This window comes from Acinetobacter indicus CIP 110367, from assembly GCF_000488255.1.
Taxonomy (GTDB): Bacteria; Pseudomonadota; Gammaproteobacteria; order Pseudomonadales; family Moraxellaceae; genus Acinetobacter; species Acinetobacter indicus.
In genome coordinates this window covers 874639-897585 of record NZ_KI530745.1, presented here as the reverse complement: position 1 = coordinate 897585, position 22947 = coordinate 874639, and the positions used below count along the sequence as shown (strand labels likewise).

16 protein-coding genes are annotated in these 22947 nt (G+C 47.8%); 7 read left to right on the top strand and 9 right to left on the bottom strand.

The window, feature by feature from the left end; all coding sequences use genetic code 11:
* Positions 1 to 141: 141 nt before the first annotated feature.
* From P253_RS04330 to plsB, 7 genes are all read right to left on the bottom strand, one after another.
* The gene (locus P253_RS04330; RefSeq protein WP_016658089.1) at positions 142 to 1380 is read right to left on the bottom strand and encodes a mechanosensitive ion channel family protein; all 1239 of its coding nucleotides are present in this window, start codon (positions 1378 to 1380) and stop codon (positions 142 to 144) included.
* 177 nt (positions 1381 to 1557) lie between these two features.
* Positions 1558 to 2091: a DUF2058 domain-containing protein gene (locus P253_RS04325; protein ID WP_016658090.1), complete on the bottom strand. Its 534-nt coding sequence runs from the start codon at positions 2089 to 2091 to the stop codon at positions 1558 to 1560.
* A gap of 15 nt (positions 2092 to 2106) precedes the next feature.
* A complete protein-coding gene (locus P253_RS04320) occupies positions 2107 to 2781 on the bottom strand; it encodes a YoaK family protein (RefSeq protein ID WP_005178167.1) in 675 nt (224 codons plus the stop codon).
* 35 nt (positions 2782 to 2816) lie between these two features.
* Positions 2817 to 4010: a serine/threonine transporter SstT gene (gene sstT, locus P253_RS04315; RefSeq protein WP_005178165.1), complete on the bottom strand. Its 1194-nt coding sequence runs from the start codon at positions 4008 to 4010 to the stop codon at positions 2817 to 2819.
* A 229-nt stretch (positions 4011 to 4239) separates the two neighbouring features.
* On the bottom strand, positions 4240 to 5964 hold the full coding sequence (locus P253_RS04310; RefSeq protein WP_016658091.1) for a SulP family inorganic anion transporter: 1725 nt from the start codon (positions 5962 to 5964) through the stop codon (positions 4240 to 4242).
* A gap of 73 nt (positions 5965 to 6037) precedes the next feature.
* Positions 6038 to 6355: an ArsR/SmtB family transcription factor gene (locus P253_RS04305; RefSeq protein WP_005178157.1), complete on the bottom strand. Its 318-nt coding sequence runs from the start codon at positions 6353 to 6355 to the stop codon at positions 6038 to 6040.
* A 161-nt stretch (positions 6356 to 6516) separates the two neighbouring features.
* Positions 6517 to 9012, bottom strand: coding sequence for a glycerol-3-phosphate 1-O-acyltransferase PlsB (gene plsB / locus P253_RS04300; protein ID WP_016658092.1), 2496 nt, complete (start codon positions 9010 to 9012; stop codon positions 6517 to 6519).
* Positions 9013 to 9310: 298 nt separating this feature from the next.
* On the opposite strand from plsB, the gene cysK reads away from it, so the two are divergent.
* Positions 9311 to 10309 carry a cysteine synthase A gene (gene cysK, locus P253_RS04295; protein ID WP_016658093.1) on the top strand — a complete coding sequence of 333 codons (999 nt, stop codon included), beginning with the start codon at positions 9311 to 9313 and terminating at the stop codon, positions 10307 to 10309.
* Positions 10310 to 10364: 55 nt separating this feature from the next.
* On the opposite strand, the gene P253_RS04290 is transcribed toward cysK, so the two are convergent.
* Together P253_RS04290 and P253_RS04285 are read right to left on the bottom strand one after the other, a co-directional pair.
* Complete coding sequence (locus P253_RS04290; RefSeq protein WP_016658094.1) at positions 10365 to 11372, bottom strand: ABC transporter substrate-binding protein; 1008 nt, start codon at positions 11370 to 11372, stop codon at positions 10365 to 10367.
* Between the two features lie 2 nt (positions 11373 to 11374).
* Positions 11375 to 11962, bottom strand: a complete 588-nt coding sequence (locus P253_RS04285; protein WP_016658095.1) for an ANTAR domain-containing response regulator — start codon at positions 11960 to 11962, stop codon at positions 11375 to 11377.
* 444 nt (positions 11963 to 12406) lie between these two features.
* On the opposite strand from P253_RS04285, the gene P253_RS04280 reads away from it, so the two are divergent.
* From P253_RS04280 to moaA, 6 genes are all read left to right on the top strand, one after another.
* On the top strand, positions 12407 to 13747 hold the full coding sequence (locus tag P253_RS04280; protein WP_016658096.1) for an MFS transporter: 1341 nt from the start codon (positions 12407 to 12409) through the stop codon (positions 13745 to 13747).
* Between the two features lie 31 nt (positions 13748 to 13778).
* Entirely contained in the window at positions 13779 to 16325 is a 2547-nt protein-coding gene (gene nirB, locus P253_RS04275; RefSeq protein ID WP_016658097.1) for a nitrite reductase large subunit NirB, read from the top strand.
* A gap of 93 nt (positions 16326 to 16418) precedes the next feature.
* On the top strand, positions 16419 to 18029 hold the full coding sequence (gene nirD / locus P253_RS04270) for a nitrite reductase small subunit NirD (protein ID WP_035363033.1): 1611 nt from the start codon (positions 16419 to 16421) through the stop codon (positions 18027 to 18029).
* Between the two features lie 297 nt (positions 18030 to 18326).
* On the top strand, positions 18327 to 21104 hold the full coding sequence (locus P253_RS04265; protein WP_016658099.1) for a nitrate reductase: 2778 nt from the start codon (positions 18327 to 18329) through the stop codon (positions 21102 to 21104).
* A complete protein-coding gene (locus P253_RS04260; RefSeq protein WP_016658100.1) occupies positions 21101 to 21730 on the top strand; it encodes an NTP transferase domain-containing protein in 630 nt (209 codons plus the stop codon). Before P253_RS04265 ends, P253_RS04260 begins: the two co-directional genes overlap by 4 nt.
* A 177-nt stretch (positions 21731 to 21907) precedes the next feature.
* Entirely contained in the window at positions 21908 to 22945 is a 1038-nt protein-coding gene (gene moaA / locus P253_RS04255; RefSeq protein WP_016658101.1) for a GTP 3',8-cyclase MoaA, read from the top strand.
* Positions 22946 to 22947: the final 2 nt, after the last annotated feature.

Below are 22947 nucleotides of genomic sequence, written 5' to 3'. Positions count from 1 at the left end.
TGCTGTGTCATTGTAAACATCTGCGGGCAGTGTTTAGGTAAGAAAGAACAGGGAAATGAGTCTGATACATTCGAAAGGGAAGATGAAAAAGAAAACCCACCAAGCGGTGGGTTCTCATGTGTTTAGTTTCAGTCTAAAAACTTAAGATGCTTTAAACGACTCTTTAAAATCGGTTCCAGATGGCGCCTGATATACCTGTAAACCAAACTCCGGAATAATTGCCAGTAAATGATCCATAATATCTGACTGGATATTTTCATACTCTTTCCAGACCGTGGTATTGGTAAAAGCATAAATCTCCAGTGGTAAGCCTTCGCTGGTCGGTTGCAGCTGACGCACCATCAGGGACTGGTTTTTGCTAATGCCCGGATGCTGCTGAAGATAAAACTCAACATAGGCACGGAACGTTCCCAGATTGGTCAGACGACGATGATTGTACTGGGCATGGTTGTTCAGTTGCTGGTTAAATTTCTCCAGTTCTTCCGCTTTGGTATTTAAATACTGATCCAGCAAAATAAACTCTTTCAGCTTGGCCTGTTCTTCAGCGCTCATGAAATGCACGCTGCTCTGATCAATATGAATCGAGCGTTTAATCCGGCGTGCACCGGCTTCCTGCATACCGCGCCAGTTTTTAAAGGTGTCGGTAATTAATTTATTGGTCGGAATGGTGGTAATGGTCTTGTCAAAGTTCTGTACTGTGACGGTATGTAATGACATATCAATGACATCACCATCGGCATTTAAAGATGGCATTTCAATCCAGTCCCCTAAACGCACCATGTCATAAGAGGCAATCTGTACCGAAGCCACCAGCGATAAAATCGTATTCTGGAACACCAGCATCAGCACCGCAGCCATGGCACCAAAACCGGCCAGCAAGGTGAATACATCTTTTTTCAGGAAAGTGCCCAGAATCATCAGACCACAGACAATAAAGATAATCAGCTTGACCAGCTGCAAATAGCCCTTAATCGGTTTATTGCGTGACTTAGGATTACGCTGGTAAATCAGATTAAAGATATTCAGCAATTCGCCAATGGCTAGGGCAATGGTCAGGAAGATAAAGGCCTGCGCGCCCATCTGCACAAAGGTGATGGCTTTATCGGACAAATGCGGAACGGTGGTAATCCCGTTCATGATCACAATCGCCGGCACAATATTGGCAATACGGCGGATAACGCTGTGTTCGGCAATAATTTCGTTGTGGGCAAAAGGAAGTTTGGAAATAAGCTTGCGAATGCCGCGTACCACCACTTGCTTGGCAATAAAATTGGCAATAATTGCCAATAAAATCACAATACTGAGAGATGACAGCATTTCTAGCCATGGGTATTGATCTATCCAGTCTTGCAGATTCTGGATGACGTCAAACTGTTCCAAGTGATCCTCGCTTAATTCATTTTAAAAATGTGATAGAGTTTAAAGGTTTATATTTAAATTTATAACCTCTAATAAAATTTTTATACATATCTTGTGCATCTGCTTACGTTCAATCGTGTCTGAATCACATGAAACGGCCCATAAAAAACCGGCCTAAGCCGGTTTTCTTGGAAATGCTTACCACATCAGGTCATCAGGAATCACATAAGCCGCATACGGATCTTCTTCATCGGTGGTATCTGCGTTGCTTTGTGAATTATTCACCAGAATAAAGCCTTCCATTTTCTGGTTAATACGCTCTGCCAACGCTTTTGGCAAGAAGGCATAAGCTTCATTTTCCTTGGCAATCACCAGACTGCCGGCCACCAGTGCATTATAAATCTGCTGGTTGATGTAGACTTTTTTAATGGTGCCATCAATAAACTGATACACGCTGTCGCCATCGGTGTCGCGGATTTTATGCTGGTTGATCATTTGCATGATGGCAGCTTTCAGCTCTTTTTCCTGCAAGGCGGCTTTTTTCTCTTGTTCCAGCGCCTGATCACGGGCCATTTTCTGCTGTTTGTCCTGCTCGATTTTGGCTTTTACTTCAGCATCTTTACTCACACCTGTGCGCTGCTCATGTACGGCCTGTTTAGACAGTTTTTTAGCCTTTTTATTATCGACTAAACCTGCTTTGAGTAACTGTGCCTGTAATGCATTTTTGACCATGAGAAAATGTCCGAACTATTTCTGAAAATGTCGATAACGAAAATAAATCACCCAGTACACCAGACTTAAGCTAAAGCTTAAAGCCACCGGCACCAGGAAAGAGTTTAATTGTAATAAAGGATAAACCGCTGTCGCAACCAGACCGCCAATAAAGAAGCCAATTAAAATCAGCAGGTGCAAAATCACCCGGCGTTTGCCAACATGCAGGCCACGCACGCGATAGCCCAAGGCCAGACCCAAATCGGTCAATACCCCGGATAAATGCGTGGTCCGGATGATGGTGCCTTTGTAATAGCTGATCATGGCGTTTTGAACGCCCATCGCTACACAGGCCCAGAGCAATGCATAACGCGGGAAATACGGCAGTAAAATCCAGCACAGCAGAATAAAAATAGCCACTAAACTCAGCGGCAGCCCATAACGGCGTCCGAGGAGAAAGTGGCTATTTCCCAAGATAAGTCCACTATAAAATGAACCAATCACATAACAGACAACGACCAGAAACAGATAAATTACCTGTGACCATTGCCAGTCCAAAAGTGCCATTGCCAGCATGCTGACATTACCGGTCATGTGGGAAACGGACTGGTGCAACACAGTCACCAGTCCTAGAACATTAATGATTCCTGCATTCACAGAAAGAAAAAATGCACCCAGCTGAACCCAGAGCGGTAATTTTTGAAATGGCATAATTCATTGATTAATCAACAGACGTAGTGCATATATTAACGCAAACTACGATCAACTGCGGCAGTAAATAATACATCGGTAGATGAGTTTAGTGCAGTTTCAGTTGAATCCTGCAACACGCTAATCACCATACCAATGGCCACCACTTGCATAGCGATGTCCGATGAAATTCCGAACAGGCCACATGCTACCGGAATCAGCAGCAATGAACCGCCGGCCACACCTGATGAACCACAAGCCGAAACTGTTGCGACCACGGATAAAATCAGCATGGTGCTAAAGTCAACCTGAATGCCTAAAGTATTTACCGCCGCCAGTGACAGCACAGTAATGGTTACAGAAGCACCAGCCATGTTAATCGCAGCACCCAATGGAATGGCGACACTGGCAGTTGATTCCTGTACCCCTAAACGCTTGGCCAAATCCAGGTTTACCGGAATGTTAGCGGCAGAGCTACGGGTAAAGAAGGCGGTAATGCCACTTTCACGTAAACATTTGAATACCAGTGGATACGGATTTGAACGGGTGACAAAGCCCACCATCATCGGGTTAATCACCAGCGCCACAAAAATCATGGTACCAATCAGCACAGTTAATAATTGTGCATAGCTAACCAGCGTACTCATACCCGATTCGGCAAAAGTCACCGCCACCAGACCGAAAATACCAAACGGCGCAAAGTTAATGACCAGACGGATCACTTTATTCACAGCATCTGCAGCATCGGTCAGGAAGGCTTTGGTATTGTCTGTTGCATGACGGAAGGCCACACCTAGAGCCACAGCCCAGGCCAGAATACCAATAAAGTTGGCTTCACTAATTGCTGTTACCGGGTTAGCCACAAAACTTAATAGCAGATTCTTTAAAATCTCAGCCAGACTGCCCGGTGGTTGCATGTCGGTATTGGCCGGAATATCCAGGAACAGCGTGCTTGGGAACAGGCTGCTGGCAATTACTGCAGCCAGGGCAGCCAAGAACATACCTGCGGTATACATCACCATAATCGGGCGGATATGCGCACTATGGCCAACCTTGAAATTGGCAATAGAGGATAACACCAGGACAAACACCAGAATCGGTGCCACGGATTTAAGCGCTTTAATGAACAAATCGCCGAGCAGGCTTAAGTAGGGCGCAAATTGTGGAAAAGCCACCGCAACTATCACGCCTAAAATGATAGCGATCAGAATTCGAGTGACTAAGCTCAAGCGCAGAAATGCTGAGAACATAGGAAGGCCTTGTCTGAATTACGGACAATATAGGGAAAAATTAGCGATGTATTTTATACCGAAAATTTAAATAGCTTACAAAAAAAATCATATAAAAATCAAATGGCTGTTTTTAAATAGAATATTCGAAAAATTAAGCTGTTCAAAAGTCATGATTTTTTCATATTTTTATGCTTATGCCTGCTTTTTAGGGCGAATAATTGCCTGAAAAGCAGGCAGTGCCGGCATTTTAGGTGATGTCCGGACTCAGCTCGCGAATGGCCTGATAATGGGTCAGGAAAATTTTACCGCTTAAATGATTCAGTAATTTAGAGCGTTGCAGTTTGTCCATGACCGGGCCTTTAACTTCGGAAAAATGCAGCTGGATATTCAGTTTTCTCAGTTCATTGTCCAGATCTTCCAGCATTTCCAGCGCACTTAAATCAATGGCACTAATACTGGAACCGTTAATTACCACATGCTCCAGTTCCGGTTTCTGGCTGACTGCATTAATCAGGAAACCTTTTAAGGTATTGGAGTTTAAAAAGGTCAGGTCTTCATCAATCCGGATCGACAGCACTTTGGCCGAGGTGATGACCTGATGACGCTGAATATTACGGAAATGCTGGGTGCCTTCGACCAGTCCAATTTCGGCAATATGCGGCCGGCTAATACGCCACAGCAGCAGAATAAAGGTTGAAACAATCCCGATAATCAGCCCGGTAGAAATATCAATAAATAACACGCCGAAGAAGGTAATCCACATCGCCAGACCATCAGCCTTGGAATAACGCCAAGTGTCGATAAACGGTTTTAGCTCGACCAGTTTCCAGATTGACACAATAATGGTTGCCGCCAGTACAGTCAGTGGCAGATCACGGAAAAAACCGGTGAAATACAGACTGACCAGCACAATAAACAAAGATGACAGCACGCCAGCCATAGAGGTTTTGGCGCCAGCATCGGCATTGACCACGGTACGTGATAGGCTGCCGGTCACCGGAAAGGCTGAACTGAGGCCGGCCCCAATATTGGCTGCACCCAAGGCAATGAGTTCCTGATTGCTATTCAGCTGGCTACGTTGCTGCAAGGCGGTGGCCTGGGCAATGGATAATGACTCCACAAAGCTGATCATGGCAATCATCGCGGCGCCGGGTAACAGTTGCAGTACCAGCTCCAGATTCCAGAACGGCATCGACAGCGCCGGGAAACCGGAAGGAATTTCACCGACAGTTTTAATGCCGACCTGTTGCAGATTGAAGAAATAGACCAGGGCAATGGAGACCACCACCAGCACCAGCGGTAAAGATTTAATAATAAATCCGCTGGCCCCGAGGCGCTGTTTGACTGCTTCCAGATTAAAAAACTTCGGCATGAAGACCAAAAACAGAATGGATGCAATACCAAAGATCAGGCTTTCCCAATGCATCAGGCCGATATATTCAAAGACACTCAGCACAAATTCCGGAATATTGTTGGTTTGTAGCGGCACATTAAACAGAAACTTTAACTGACCCAGCGCAATCAGCAGCGCCGAAGCAATAATAAAGCTTTTAATAACCGGATGGCTGATCAGCTGGATCAGGAAGCCAAAGCGCAGCATACCGAGCAGCAGGGAAATGACCCCAACCATCAGCGCCAGCAGACAGGCGGCCTGAATATACACCGGTGAGCCGACTTCAAATAAGGGATTTAAAGTGGCAAAGGTCATCATGGAGATGATGGCCACTGGGCCAATCGAAAGCGTAGGACTGCTGCCGAAAAAGGCATAGATGATCATCGGCAGTACACTGGCATACAGTCCCATCACCGGTGGAAGTCCGGCCAGCATGGCATAGGCCATACCTTGTGGCACCAGCATTGCAATGACAATCAGCGAGGCCAGCAGGTCAGATTTCAGGGTCACGGTATTATAATGTTTTAACCATTGCCAGGCGGGTAAACGATCGAGCAGGCGTGACTTAAAATCTGACATATAAAAATCTAAATCATAAATTTAGATATATTATGCATAAAAAATGCTAAGAAATCTGCCTATGCAAAATTTATTAAAGTGGGGTAGCCGGGCAATACAGTCGATAGAGCGTGCTGAGAACTTCAACCAGTTTCGGATCTTTAATGGTGTAATAAATCTGTTTACCGTCTCGGCGGGTGTTCACCACATCACTTTTACGCAGCATCATCAGCTGTTGCGACAGGGTTGGCTGGCGAATTTGAGTAATTTCCTCAATTTGCGATACATTCAACTCTTGTTGGGAAAGATGGCAAAGAATCAATAGACGGTCGGTATTGGCAAGCGATTTTAAAATCGTTACGACAGTTTCAGCAGAATCACGCATTACGTCTATTTCAAGACCATCACTCATAGTTAATTTCTCTAAAACACGTTGCTGCTAGTATAGAGCGAGTCGGGGCAAAGCGCTGAATAAAAGCGCCAAAACCCCATTGTTTTTTGTGAATAAATATATCAAATTAACTGATAATGTCGTGTGATTAGTATCACAATAATATCTGAGAATCTGATACTTTATTTTTTACTATACTCTTTAAACTGTTTGATTTCTTTCTCGGAGAACAGCAGCTTATCTGCAATCTGCTGTTGCAGCTCAGGGGCATACCAGCCCAGATAATCTGATATTTCTGTATCAAATTGTGGTTTCAGTTGTAACTGCTGACCTTGCATCTCCAGCAGTCCAAGCTGTTGTAAACTGCCCATAAAGCTCTTTAACGTGGCACTGTCGAAGTAATAGCCGCTGTTTAAATTGCCTGACTCTGCCAGCCGTTTAAATACGGTTTTGGCCATTTTTTCCAGCGCTTTTAAATCTAACTGATACGGCTCGGCATATTCCTGCAATAATTGGCTAATCAACACAAAGTTGTTCAGGCTGCTGCGTGCCAGCGTTGCCAGACTGTGCATTGGATGTGTTGATTGGAGTTCAAGCAGCTGAATGTTCTCCGATACCTCAATCCAGCCCAGTTGCTGCATGCTGTCGAGAATACGGTCAATCTGTGCAGGAAGTTCTGTGGCCGACCATTTTAAAAACAGCTCCGATTTCAAGAATGGATATAAGCGGCTGACGTGCTGCTTAAGCTGCGCTGTGGTGATCGCCGGCATATCCTGCACGAGCAGGGCAATCAGTGCCGGTAAGCTTAAGCAGTGCAGAATATTATTGCTAAAGTAGCTGAGTAAAATACGCTGACTCTCGGCCACACGAATCCAGGTCTGGTTATCCTGCTGATAATGCTCAACCTGTTTCAGTTTCAGCGCATATTCAATAATTTCCGGTGCCGACAGCTGGGTGATAATCATGCGATCATCATAATGCGTCGCTTTAAGCAGCTCACGATACTGTTCAATCTGGCGCAGTAAATCATCCTGGCTTAAGGCGTGTTGCGGTGCATTCAGCAAGATGGTGGAAATCAGCGAAATCGGGTTAATTACAACCGCTTTATTGATATTTTCCAGAATTTCCCGTGCTGCCTGATCAACCGTGTTGATGACTGGACGTGGCAATTCATCATGAATTGAAAGCTGGATTTGATCGGCCTGATTCTGTTGCAGAATATGGTCCAGGAACACCGGTTCGCCGAAGTTGACATAGACCTGGCCAAATACTTTTTCAATTTTCCGCGCCGAGTTCAGAATGCCCCATAACGATTCAGCTTCTTTGGGCTTGCCATTCAGCTCATTTAAATAAGAGGTACCTTCCATCAGCTTTTCATAGCCAAAATAGGTCGGAATAAAGGCAATCGGTTTGGTGGCACCGCGTAAATGGCTTTGCACCGTCATCGACAGCATGCCTTTTTTCGGTGGCAGCAATAAGCCGGTACGGGAACGGCCACCTTCAATAAAATATTCCAGCGGGGTATTGCGTGACAGCAGGCTGTGCAGATATTCCTTAAATACCGATGTATATAGTGCATTACCACTAAAGGTACGGCGAATAAAATAGGCACCGCCACCACGTAAAATTTGCCCAACCACCGGTAAATTCAGGTTAATGCCGGCAGCAATATGCGGCACCATCAGGCCACGGTTAAAAATCACATAGGACAGCAGCAGATAGTCAATATGACTGCGATGACACGGCGTATAGACAATTTCATAGTCTTTGGCCAGTTCACGCACGGTATCGAAATGATGCACTTCAATCCCGTCATAGAGCTGGGTCCAGAGTTTGGTCAGTGCCAGCTCGGCAAAGCGTAAAGTCGAATAGGAAAAGTCCGATACAATTTCGGTCAGATAGCTTTTGGCACGGTTTTCTGCCTCAAACATGCTGACTTTTTTATCAATACTTTCTTTACGAATCGCCTGTTGCACCGCCTCGGTTTTCATTAGTTTATTGATCAGGTTGCGGCGGTCGGACAGGTCAGGGCCTAAAATGGCTTCTTTATATTGGTTAAAGTTCTGGTCCAGGGTTTGCACCACAAAATGCGCCGGAGAAAAGTTCGGGCGCTCGGTCTGCGCGGTTTCCAGCAAAGCTCTTAACGATACCGGCTTGTGAAATTCAATATAGTTTTCACGGCCATATAAGGAAATATTCAGGGTTTGTTTCAGCTTGTTCGGTTTGGCCCAGGCATCGGCAAACAGGGCTTTAAACCAGGAATCTTCATATTCCGGCGCACGACCCCAGAGCACAGTTACCGGCACTAGCTGCACATCCTGATCCGGATGCTGCTGCAAGGCCTCAATTAGACGAATCAGTCGGGCTGAATAATGATAGCTGTCATGCGGATGATCCTGCTCATTCAGTGCCAGCATCGAGTTATCTTCATTGTACTGGCCTAAAATCAGTGGTGAAAACACCGAAGGCAGGCCACGCGCTTGCGCTTCTTTATCAATCAGTACAGTATTACTTAAAGAGGCATCTTGCAGTACATAGCAGATACGGGTATGTAGCTGATTCTGCGCCAGATTCTGTTCCAGTTCGCTGGTGCTGCCCAGGACTTGCGGGGTCACAATCTTATCTAGAATTTTTTGCGTCAGGTTACGATAAAGTCGGCTGTAACTCTTGTTAGACATTGCATTCCCTAAATATTTTCATGGGCCGGATGGGCTGTTTTTACAGTAGAACCTGAGGCCGGTGGGCTGACACGGTTGTCAGTCAAGATCAAAATTGAACTAAGTTTACAGCGATTTATAGGCTGGACTGAATAGATTTCATGGGGTGATCACCTAATTTAACGAAAAACTGGCCGTATTTGTGTGAAACTTATTCAGTTTTTATTGTAACTAATCTTAGAGAAATCGAATTTTAAAATTTAAAGAAGCCTGTATGATAGAAGGTGAGGTAAATGAAAAAAGACTTAAGGAAAACATGATGACAACAGATACAGCTTTTACCGCCCCGGACAATTTGGGGATTGCGGTTTATGCCAACAATGCCGAAGCCATTGGCAATACACCACTGGTGCGCATTAATCGTGTCATTGGCGGGGGAGCCAATGTATTTGCCAAAGTGGAAAGCCGTAATCCGGCATTTTCTGTGAAGTGCCGGATTGGTGCAGCGATGGTGGCCGATGCAGAACAGCGTGGCGCGCTTAAAGCTGGCATGCATATTGTTGAGCCAACCAGCGGCAACACCGGTATCGCGCTGGCTTTTGTAGCAGCAGCCAAAGGTTATCCGATTACTTTAACCATGCCGGCCAGCATGAGTATTGAACGCCGTAAAGTATTAAAAGCGCTGGGGGCCAATCTGGTACTGACCGAGCCAGCCAAAGGCATGAAAGGCGCGATTGAAGAAGCTGAGCGTCTGGTGGCCGAGCAACCGGATGTCTATTTTATGCCGCAGCAGTTTGAAAACCCGGCCAACCCGGACATTCATGAAAAAACCACCGGGGTAGAAATCTGGCAGGCCACAGGCGGTCAGGTCGATATTCTGGTTGCCGGCGTGGGCACAGGCGGTACGCTTACCGGTATTTCGCGTTATTTCGAAAAAGTGCAGAACCAGCCGTTGTATTCGGTGGCGGTTGAGCCGGCAGAATCGGCCATTATTGGTCAGGCCAAACGTGGTGAAGCGATTAGCCCGGCACCACACAAAATTCAGGGTATTGGCGCCAACTTTATTCCTAAAAACCTCGATTTAGACCTGGTTGATGAAGTCATTGCCATTCCAAGCCAGGAAGCAATTGATTTTGCGCGTAAGACGGCAACCCAGGAAGGCATTCTGGTTGGAATTTCCAGTGGTGCCGCAATGGCGGCTGCGGCACAGCTGGCTGCACGTCCGGAAAATGCCGGTAAAAATATTGTGGTGATTTTGCCAGATGGTGGCGAGCGCTATTTATCTTCAGTGCTGTTTGAAGATATTTCTGCCGACTAAGTCTGTCGACTGCAAAAATAGCCATAAAAAAGCTCGCCATCGTTGCGGGCTTTTTTTATTCGGCGTGACCTGAGGGTAGCGGATAAATACAGCGTTGACTGACCGCAGCACTCTCCACCTCGGGCACATCCAGCGCATCCCATTTCAACATTTGTTCGGTGAGCCAGACAAAATCCTGCGCTTGCGGCTGGGCTGACGATTCATCCACCAAACTGCGAATAATATTCTGAATAAAATAATAGCGCTCGACATGGACCTGTGCGGAGCAAGGAAACTGGATGATGCCGGCCTCATTTAGCATTTGCCAGACCGCTTGTACATCTTCCAGCTGTTGCAATTCGGCTTGCGCGCGCTGAATGGCAGAGGTCATGGCATTTAAGGTATTCGGATGCTGGGCGGCCCATTCTGCGGTTACCGCCAGTACTTTATCAGCCACTTGCGGAATAACCTGCTGACCCGAGAGCAGGATTTTAGAATAGCCTTGTAATTCGGCCTGGGTATTCCAGGGTTCGCCAACGCAAAAGCCATCAATCTGCTGCTGGGAAATCGCTTCGACCATATACGGTGGTGGCAGCGTAATGAGCTGAATATTTTTCGCCAGGATCGGGTCGGCCAAGGCCAGCCATTCTCTTAAACAGTAATGATGAATCGAGGCGTGAAAGACGTGCGCCAGCTGTATCGGGCGTTGCTGATGCGCGTTTATCAGTTTTTTGGCAATGTGTGCGGCATCATCTTCCGGCTGGATGCCCAGTTCAAAACACAGCGATTGACTCAGGCTGATGTAAGCCTGATTGGTACTTAGCACCAGCGGCGTTTGCAGCGGAATCCCCAGTTGGTCGGTGCCGAGCGCCGCCGCCGGTAACATGGCCGACAGGCAATGCGCGGCATCCATAAAACCAAAGGCCAGCCGGTCTCTTAAACTGGCCCAGGACGGTTCTTTTAGCAGTTCGACATTGAGGCCGGCATCGGCAAAAAAGCCACGCTGTTTGGCCCATAAAATGGCGACGCAGTCGAGCAAAGGAATATAGCCAATCTGAAGTTTGGTTTTTTCTAAGTTATGCATGGCTAATCCTTAAATTGTTTTTGCAGGAGTTGCTGGGCATCGAGCAGGCGCCGTGCCATTTCACCAATGGTCATCCGGTGGCTCATGGCATTTTTGCGTAGCAGGCCAAAGGCATCTTCTTCGCTTAAGGCATGCATCTGCATCAGCAAGACCTTGGCTTTTTCGATATCTTTACGGTCAGCCAGTTTGCCTTTGGTTTCTTCCAGATCGTGCAGCAGCTTTTTGTGTTTTTTAAACTGCTCGATGGAAATTTCCAGAATGCTGTCCAGTTTGGCCGGATCAATCCCATCGACAATATAAGCCGTAACACCGGCATCAATGGCATTTTTGATGGTGTCTTTGTGGCTGTTTTTGGTGAACAGCACGGTTGGTAAATCAAACTGGCTGACGCAGCTTTCAATAATGTCCCGATGTGGATGGTCCATATCCAGCAGAATCACATCGGCATGCAGTTGCTGTAAATGGAACATATTGGAATGATTGATAATTAAACAGGCAACCACCTCAAATTCATGCTGAATTAAGGAGGTTTTGATGAACTCTGCGCGCTCGAGATCATCATCAATTAACGCGATTTTCAGTTTTGGCATGCAACTCTCAATAGAGTCTGTACAACGAGTACTTTTAATAATGCAAAGATGGTGCCAAACCCGAATTTATTAAAATAAAACCTTTAAAATCAAAAATTAAATCTGAGCTTGACGGGAAGATGCACTTGCATGAAACAAAACGCACCAAGATAAGGCAGGGGACTTCAAAAAATAAAACAGGAGGCTGCCAGAACCGTGAAATCGGGAGGTAGACAGCATCTGAATACATTCACCCAGAATAAATAACTTTCAAAACCCAATAAAAAACAGCAAGCTAATGGGCTTTTCTAAAAAGTTGGCACACTATCTGCATTATTCCAGCTGAGTCAAAGAAGACTCCCAAAATTTGAAAGACGGCCAACGACGTCCGCTCTGTTCGAATCTGTTATGCAGCTATCCGTATAGCAGGTTAACCCACACGTTCAGTTCAGGTAGGAGATGGTTATGTCTTCAAATTTGCAAGCGAATAAAGCGACAAAAATAAGTCTATTTAACTTTAAAACTTCAGCGATGAGAGCCTTCCATATGAGTTGGCTCGCATTTTTTGTCTGTTTCTTTGCCTGGTTTGCCTGCGCACCGTTAATGCCAGTCATTGCCGGCGAGTTCAACCTAACCAAAGATCAGATCGCCAATATCAATATTGCCGCGGTGGCCATCACCATTCTGGTCCGTTTAATTGTCGGGCCGCTGTGTGATAAATACGGCCCGCGCAAAACCTATACCGCCTTGCTAATTATCGGCAGTATTCCGGTGTTTGGGGTGGCAGCTTCCAACAGTTATGAATCCTTCCTGTTTTTCCGTTTGCTGATTGGCGCCATTGGTGCCAGCTTCGTGATTACCCAATATCACACCAGCATCATGTTTGCACCGAATGTGGTGGGAACAGCCAATGCCACTACGGCAGGCTGGGGCAATGCCGGCGGCGGCGCTACCCAGGCGCTGATGCCTTTGCTGTTATCTGCCTTGGTGATGTTTGGGGTCGAGCAGGCCATGGGTTGGCGTATTGCTTTGCTGGTACCGGGCATCATGATGATTATTGTCGGCATCCTGTACTGGAAACTGACTCAGGACTGTACCCAAGGCAACTTTAAAGAATTACGCGAACAGGGCATTCAGGTCGGCAGCGACAAAAAAGGCGGTATGGCGATTCTGCTGCATGCTGCACGTAACTACCGCGTCTGGATTTTATTTGGTGCCTATGCTGCCTGTTTCGGGATTGAAATCTTTATTCACAACATTGTGGCGATGTATTACGTCGAACACTTCAGCTTTGGCCTGAAAGAAGCTGGCATGGCAGCGGGCATCTTCGGTTTGCTGGCCCTGTTTGCCCGTGCATTGGGCGGCATTGTCTCTGACAAGGTGGCACTAAAAAGCGGTCTGGATGGGCGTACAACAGTGCTGTTTGCCATGATTTTAATGGAAGGCTTGTTCCTGATTCTGTTCTCGCAAATGAACAGTGCCATGCTGGCCATTTTAGTCATGACCATTTTTGCCCTGTTTACTCACATGGCTTGCGGCGCGACCTATGCACTGGTGCCATTTATTGACCGCGATGCACTGGGCGGTGTGGCCGGCATTATTGGTGCCGGTGGGAACGTCGGCGCAGTCGCCGCAGGCTTCCTGTTAAAAGGCGTACTGGATATTCAGACCTGCCTGATGGTTCTGGGCGGACTGGTGGTAATTGCCGCAAGTTTTGTCCTGATGATTCGCTTCTCGGTGGAGCACAAAGAAAAAGAACAACGCCTGTTCGAACAGGCCATTGTTGAACGCAATAACGCAGCCTAAGCCAACACAGAATATTATTGAGGAGAACTGTATGAAACTTGTCATGATTGGCCACGGTATGGTCGGCCACAAATTTATCGAATCGGTTTTGGAAACTGCGGGCGATGAAGTTGAAATCACCATTTTGGCAGAAGAACCGCGTTTGGCTTATGATCGCGTACATTTAACTGAATACTTCACCGGCAAGTCTGCCAAAGACCTAAGTCTATGCCGCAGTGACTTCGCCGATGCCTATGGCATTGATCTGCGCCTCAATACCAAAGCCACGGCTATTGACCCGGTACATAAACTGGTCACCACCAATCAGGGTGATGTGATTGCCTATGACAAACTGGTACTGGCGACGGGCTCTTATGCCTTTGTGCCACCTATTCCGGGCAATGACCGTGAAAACTGCTTTGTTTACCGCACTATTGAAGATCTGGATGCAATTAAAGCCGCTAGTCTGAATGCCAAATCTGGTGTCGTGATTGGTGGCGGTTTACTTGGTCTGGAAGCAGCCAAAGCCTTAAAAGACCTAAATCTGGAAACCCATGTAGTCGAGTTTGCGCCGCGTCTGATGGCGGTGCAGGTTGATGACCTGGGCGGTAAGGTGCTGCGCAGCAAAATTGAAGATCTGGGCGTGAAAGTCCATACCCAGAAAGCCACCTCCTCAATTGAAGATGGCGCGTCGGCCAAGCATGTGATGAAGTTTGGTGATGGCGCTGAACTGGAAACCGATATCATCCTGTTTTCTGCCGGGATTCGTCCACGTGATGAACTGGCGCGCCAAAGCGGACTCAGCATTGGCGAGCGCGGCGGGATTGTGATTAATGATTACTGTCAGACTTCCAATCCGGATATTTATGCGATTGGGGAATGTGCGCTGTGGCAAAACAAGATTTACGGTCTGGTCGCACCGGGCTATGACATGGCTCGAATTGCCGCCAAGCATGTGATGCAGCAAAACCCGAACTGCTTTGCTGGCGCCGACATGAGCACTAAATTAAAGCTGATGGGTGTGGATGTGGCATCTATTGGTGATGCACATGCCATGACTCCAAATTCACTCAGCTATTTTTATGCCGATGAAGATGCGCTGATCTACAAGAAAATTGTGGTTAATGCGGAAAAAAACCGATTGCTGGGTGCGGTGCTGGTTGGCTGTGCTAAAGAATATAACGATCTACTGCAAATGATGCTGAATGGTCTGGCAGTTCCAGAACAGCCAGAAAGCCTGATCATGCCGGGCTTTGCTGAGTCAGGTGCCAAAGCCGGTGGCAGCGGTGTCGATTTGCTGCCAGACAGCGCCACCATCTGTTCCTGTAATAACGTGTCTAAAGCCGATATCTGCCAGGCGATTGAAGCCGGTTCAACTTCACTCGGTGCACTGAAGAAATGTACCCAGGCCGCAACTGCTTGTGGGGGCTGTGCACCTTTAGTGACTCAGGTATTAAAAGCCGAATTGCAGCGTCAAGGGGTGACGGTCAATAACCATCTTTGTGAACACTTTGCCTATTCGCGTCAGGAACTGTATCACCTGGTGCGTGTGAACGAGATCAAGACTTTTGAAGATTTAATCCAGCAACATGGTCACGGTCTGGGCTGTGATATCTGTAAACCAACTGTGGCCAATATTCTGGCCTCCTGCTGGAATGACTTTGTGCTAAAACCAAGTCATGCCGGCCTGCAAGATAGCAATGACTACTATCTGGGCAATATCCAGAAAGATGGTTCTTATTCGGTGGTCCCACGAATGGCCGGTGGTGAAGTGACTCCAGATGGCCTGATTGCCATTGGCCAGATTGCCAAGGAATACGGCCTGTACACCAAACTGACCGGTGGTCAGCGCGTGGATATGTTTGGGGCGCAGGTACATCAGTTACCGGAAATCTGGCAAAAACTGATTGATGCCGGTTTTGAATCGGGTCATGCCTACGGCAAATCACTGCGTACCGTGAAATCTTGCGTGGGTAGCACCTGGTGCCGTTATGGCGTGGATGATTCAGTTGGCTTGGCGATTTTCCTGGAAAACCGTTACAAAGGCCTGCGTTCTCCGCACAAACTGAAAATGGCGGTATCTGGCTGTACCCGTGAATGTGCCGAAGCACAAAGTAAAGACGTGGGCGTGATTGCCACTGAAAAAGGCTGGAACCTGTATGTTTGCGGTAACGGTGGCATGAAACCGCGTCATGCCGAGCTGCTGGCTTCCGATCTGGATACCAGTACCTTAATCAAATACATCGACCGCTTCTTTATGTTCTACATTCAAACCGCAGACCGTTTACAACGTACTTCGGTTTGGCGCGACAACCTGGAGGGCGGGCTGGATTATCTGAAAGACGTGATTGTGCACGATTCCTTAGGTCTGGCCGAAGAACTAGAACGCCGCATGCAGCATGTGGTGGGTACTTATCAGGATGAATGGCGTACCGCGATTGAAGATCCGGAAGTACGTAAACGCTTTAAAACCTTTATCAATGCCAAAGCCGAGCAGCAACACGATCCGCACATCCAGTTTGCCACCGAACGTGGGCAGATTCGCCCGAAAACGGCGGCCGAGCGTGATGAAAGCCGGATTCCGGTGATGCAGGCATAACCTTCAAGATCAAGACACATCTTCTGAAGCAAATCCGCCAGAAAAACCAAATGAGATATGCAGCAGAAGATGCCAAAGCACAGGATAACGATGATGACAATTTTAAAAGATATGAATGAATTGGATTGGGTAGAGGTCTGTCATCTGGAGGAGATTACACCACATACCGGCGTGGCAGCCTTGGTGGAAGGCCAGCAGATTGCAATTTTCCGTGTGGGGCAGGAACAGCGTGTTTATGCCCTGAGTAATCAGGACCCGTTTAGCGGCGCCAATGTGATGTCGCGCGGTATTCTGGGTGATTTGCAAGGTGAGCGTGTGGTGGCATCACCAATCTATAAACAGCATTTCAGTCTGGCCACCGGCCGCTGTCTGGAAGATAAAGACCAGAAATTACTGGTGTTTCCAAGCAAAATTGAACAGGGCCGGGTTTTTGTCAGTCCGACCGCACAAAAAACCTATATCACCAATAATGGCGTGCAACAGGAAAAAATGAAGCTGGTGCTGGTGGGTAATGGTCTGGCGGGCATGCGCTGTCTGGAAGATTTGCTGGATATGGCACCTGATCGTTACGAGATTACCGTGATTGGCGAAGAACCGTGGGGCAACTACAACCGGATTATGCTGTCCCCGGTCTTGGCCGGTGATAAAACGGTGGACGATATCATGTTGCATCCGCATGCCTGGTATGCCGAAAAAGGTATTCAGCTGATTGCCGGTGATGCTGCGGTGAAAATTGATCGTCCACGCAAGCAAGTCTTCACCCAGTCGGGGCAGGTGGTGAATTATGACCGGCTGATTTTAGCCACTGGCTCGCAGCCCTTTATTCCCCCAATTCCGGGCACAGAGCTGGACGGTGTGCTTAGCTTCCGCGATATCTATGATGTGAACCGGATGCTGGAATATTGCGAACAGAAACGAAATGCTGTGGTTATTGGTGGTGGTTTACTTGGACTTGAAGCGGCCTATGGTTTGAAACAGCGTGGCATGAACGTTACCGTACTGCATCTAATGGACCGTATTATGGATCGTCAGCTGGATAGCAAAGCCAGCTTAATGTTGAAAAACAGTATTGAAGAAAAGGGTATTCGCGTACTGACCGAAGCCAATACCGAAACGCTGCTTGGTGAAAATGGCCATGTGACACAAGTCCGGTTAAAAGATGGCACGCTGCTCGATGCCGATCTGGTGGTGTTTGCGGTGGGAATCCGTCCGAATATTGCCCTGGCGCAAAGTGCCGGCCTGCGCTGTCAGCGTGGGGTGCTGGTCAATGACACCATGCAAAGTTATGACCCGAGTATTTATGCAGTCGGTGAATGTATCGAACATCGTGGCCAAACTTTTGGTCTGGTAGAGCCACTGTGGGGACAGGCCTTCATTTGTGCCTCGCATCTAGCAGAGCACGGCAGCCTGACCTTTAAGGCACCTACTGTTCCGACCCAGCTCAAAGTCAGTGGTTGTGATGTGTTCTCGGCCGGTAATTTTGAACCGGAAGATGATTTTGAAGACATTGTCCTGAATGATGAAAAACGTCAGATTTATAAACGCATCATCATCCAGAAAGACAAAGTCATTGGTGCAGTACTGTTTGGTGATACCGAGGATGGTGCATGGTATGCCGAGCTGATTGCAGATCAGACCCCGATTCATCAAATCCGCAACAAACTGCTGTTTGGTAAAGATTTTGCATTAAAGAAAGCGGGTTAAGAACAAACTATTCTGTCCTGTACTTAAGCGGATACACGGAAACGTCATCCGCAACTGTTTGAGCCAGGACAAAATATGAAAATGAATGTTTCTGCAACCTTTTTGATAAATGCCCGATGAAGGCGAGTTTTGCGGTTCTTACGCCACAGTGTGGCTCAGGTTTTGCCTACTTTTCCCGAAAGAAAAGTAGGTCGAACCGAAGCTTAATCCAGATAAATGAGTTGCATTGAAAAGACAGCGTTGGAATGAATCTTTTTGAAAAGAATTAAATTGTGTTTCAGCACCTAAGGAGCATCCATGAACAGCATTCCCGTTGTGGAACTTGAAAGCTCCACAGAATTAAAAACGATGACTACGCAAACCACCTGTCCTTATTGTGGGGTTGGTTGTGGGGTGAGGACTCATGTCAGCCATTCACCACAAGGCGTGCAGGTGAAAGTCGAAGGCGATGTGCAGCATCCAGCCAACTTTGGCAAGCTGTGTATTAAAGGTAGCAATCTGGCCGATACCTTGGGGCTAGAGACACGGGTATTAACCCCAATGCTGGGCCGTAAGGACAACCGTCAGCCAACAGACTGGCAGACTGCCACCACCGAAATTGCGCAAAAATTCCAGCATTGTATTGAGCAATATGGCCCGGAAAGTATTGCTTTTTATGTTTCGGGGCAATTGCTGACCGAAGACTATTATGTGGTCAATAAATTCGTCAAAGGTTATTTGGGCACGGCTAATATTGATACCAACTCGCGGCTGTGTATGTCTTCTGCGGTGGCGGCGCATAAACGGGCCTTTGGTGAAGATCTGGTGCCTGCCAGCTATGCAGATTTTGAACAGACCGAGATGGTGGTGCTGGTCGGTTCCAATACTGCCTGGTGCCATCCGGTTCTGTATCAGCGTATTATGCAGGCCAAAGAACAGCGCAATCTGTTTGTGGTGGTGGTCGACCCACGCTTTACCGCGACCTGTGAAGCGGCCGATTTACATTTGCCGATTATGCTCGGGCAAGATGTTGCATTATTTAACGGCTTGCTGCAGTACTTACAGCAAAATGGTCATCAGGACCACAATTTTACCGCTGCCTATACCGAAGGTTTGCAGCAGGCGTTAGAAGCCAGCGCCGCGGAGCAGCAGCTGGAAAATGTGGCAGCGCGTACCGGGATTTCTGCCGAGAAATTACAGCTATTTTTTGAAAAATTTGCCCAGACTGACAAAGTCATGACCCTGTTTTCGATGGGGGTGAACCAGTCTTCACAAGGGGTCAATAAAGCCAACAGTATTATCAATTGTCATATGTTGACCGGCAAAATTGGCAAGCCGGGCGCAGCACCGTTTTCCATGACCGGACAACCGAATGCAATGGGCGGGCGTGAAGTGGGTGGACTGGCCAATATGCTGGCCGCGCATCTGGATCTGGATCAGCCAGCCCATCAGCAGCTGGTACAACAGTTCTGGAACAGTCCAAAAATTGCCACCCAAGCGGGGTTAAAAGCGGTCGATCTGTTTGAGGCGGTAGAAGCCGGGAAAATCAAGGCACTGTGGATTATGGCCACCAATCCGGTGGTGAGTTTACCCAATGCCGATCAGGTCAAACGCGCCTTGGCGCAGTGTGATTTTGTGGTGGTGTCGGATATCTGTCAGGATACCGATAGCACCGCCTATGCCGATATTTTATTACCGGCTTTGGGTTGGGGCGAAAAAGAGGGCAGTGTTACCAATTCCGAACGGCGCATTTCCAGACAGCGTGCCTTTTTGCCCGCACCGGGTCAGGCCAAGGCCGACTGGTGGGCGATCAGTCAGGTAGCCAAGGCTATGGGCTTTCACGGTTTCGATTATCAGCATGTGCATGAGATTTTTCTGGAACATGCGGCTTTATCGGCCTGTGAAAATGCTCCGGTGACACAGCGTCAGGACTATCCGCTATTTCGCTACTTTAATTTAAGTGGTCTGAGCCAGCTAAGCCTGCAACAGTATGAACAGCTGCAGCCGCTGCAATGGCCGGTGTTGACCACTCAGCAGAATCCACCGGTTGAACAGCTATTTGCTCAGGGACAGTTTAGCTTTCCGAATGGCAAAGCCCGTTTTATTGCCACTCAGGCCATCGACCCGGTGCATGGCGCTTGTGAAGATTATCCTCTCATTCTAAATACCGGCCGGATTCGTGACCAGTGGCACACCATGAGCCGTACCGGTTTATCGGCCAATTTAAGCACTCACAAAGTTGAACCCTATTGTGAAATTCACCCCAATGATGCACTGAAATATGGCTTGAAAGATGGGGAACTGGTGGAGCTGAAATCCCGTTGGGGCAGCTGTGTACTGCGGGTTGAAGTCTCGACTGGTATTCGCCGTGGCCAGCTGTTTGCACCCATTCACTGGAATGATCAGGTCGCTTCCGATGCGCGAATTGGAAAAGTGGTCAATCCGGTGGTCGATGCCATTTCCGGCGAACCGGAATTTAAAAATACCCCGGTCAGCATCCAGCCATTTTATACCGACTGGCAGGGCGTGCTGTATATTCGCCACGGTCATGAAGCGGCAGTTCAGGCTACTTTGGCGCAGGTGGCGTGGTGGAGCAAGATTCAGACCGCCAAAGCGGTGCGTTATGAACTGGCCGACCGGAAAAAATTTAAACATACCGCTGCACAGATTAAACAGCTGCTGCAGCTGGAAGATAGCCGCTTTGAATGGCTGCAGCTGGAAGATCCATCGGCATTCATCAGCCATAGCGTGGTATTACAGGACGGCATTTTAATCGCCAGCCTGTATATCGCGCCCAAAGCCTTATTGCCCGATCGGGACTGGGTCGCCAGCCTGTTTAAACGTGAGCGTTTAAGTGCCACGCATCGTAAAGCTTTGCTGGCCGGACAGGCCATGTCGGTAAAGAACAATGAAGGGCCGTTGGTGTGTAGCTGCTTTAAAGTCGGTAAAAACCGTATCATCCAGACCATTCGGGAGCAGCAGTTAAGCCATGAAAAACAGGTCACGGCCTATTTAAAAGCTGGCGGCAATTGCGGCTCATGTTTACCGGAAATTCGTGGCCTGATTAAAGCCTGTCAGGTGGAGGAAATGCCATGAGTCGCAACTCCGCCACCATGCAGGCAGATTATCCTGCCACGGATCTGGTCATTCTGGCGGGCGGCCAAGCCCGCCGCATGAATGGTATGAACAAGCTGCTGCAAAAGTTTGATGATGATATCCAGCTGCTCAAAATCCAGCGGCGCTTTAAAACGGAAATTCAGCAATTGTGGATCAATAGCCATCGTGATCGTTCCATTTATGCCAGATTGCTGCCGCAACTGCATTGTTATCATGATGATGAAGGCGGTTTTCTAGGCCCGTTGATGGGCATGAAAAGCGCCTGGGGCCATGTACAGGCCGACTATGTGCTGTTTATTCCCTGTGATGTGACCTATATTCCGCCCGATGTGCTGCCACGGTTGCATCAGCGTCTGGCCAGACAGCCGCAGGCCGACGTGGCCTATGTGATGATGAACGGGCAGGCGCTGTATCCATTTTGTCTGATGAAACGCAGCAGTTTGCCCACACTTCGCGCGCATCTTGCACAACATCAGCGCAGTTTAAAGCATTGTTTCGCAGAAATGCATGCTCAGGTGGCAAAATTTAAAAATCGTGCGCTATTTTTTCACAGTATTAACTCGCTGGATGAACTGCAACAGTATCGTCAGCTGAAATTTCTTTAAAAATCATCTCATTTCTTCGCTTCTAACATGTGCTGGGCAGAATTTAAACACTCTCTTTATCAAAAGCCCAAAGTTGGAACATTAATTGCAAATTCAAGCCTAAAGCGCGGCATGTGATCCGTGCAAACCTATTGCCCATTGCACAGCCATGAAGCAATTGCCCAGAGGATAACAGGCGTGATCAATCCCCAGATTCCCGTGAGACCCGCATATTTTCAGGATCAGTTTGGCCGGAGCAAACGCAAGCTGCGGATTTCTGTGACCGATCGTTGCAATTTTAAATGTGTCTACTGCATGCCTGAACATCCTGAATGGATGAAGAAACATCAGCTGCTGAGTTTTGAGGCCTTGCTGCAGTTTTGCCAGTTGATGGTTGAGCAGGGTATTCAGCATATCCGCATTACTGGCGGCGAACCGCTGATGCGCCAGGGTGTGGTGCATTTTATCCGGGATTTACAGCCCTTACGCCAATTGGGCTTGGCGCGAATTTCCATGACCACAAATGGCCATTATTTAAGCCGCTATGCGCAGGAATTAAAACAGGCCGGTCTGGATGATTTAAATATCAGTCTGGACAGTTTAGATCCGCAGCAGTTTTTTACGCTAACCCAAAAACAGTTACAGCCGGTACTCGACGGGATTCAGGCCGCGCAGCAGGCGCATTTGCCCATCAAACTGAATAGCGTGCTAATCAAAGGCATTAATGACGACCAGATGGTGCCACTTTTGCAGTGGAGCAAAGCCCGGCAGATTGCGCTACGTTTTATTGAATTTATGCCGCTGGATGGTGATGGTCACTGGAGCGCCGCGCATGTAGTCACCGAGCAGGAAATTTTGCAGCGCTTAAGCCAGCATTTTCCGGTCGAAGCCATCCACAGTCAAGGCGCGAATCCGGCACGGGAATATCGGGTCGATGGCCACCCGGTAGGGATTATTTCCACCATCAGTCATGCCTTTTGTGGCCAGTGTGACCGGTTGCGTTTAAGTGCCCAGGGTGAACTGTATAACTGCCTGTTTGCCGAACAGCCTGTGCCCTTAAAAGTATTGATTGAACAGCTACAGACTCACACGGCGCCCGTGGCACGTGAGCAGTTACTGCAGCAATTACAAAGCTATATCTGGCAGAAAAAAGCCGGCTTTCATGCCATTCATTCTCAAGCCACAACCACTGCCGGGAGTACCCGGAAAATCAGCATGTATATGATTGGAGGTTAAGT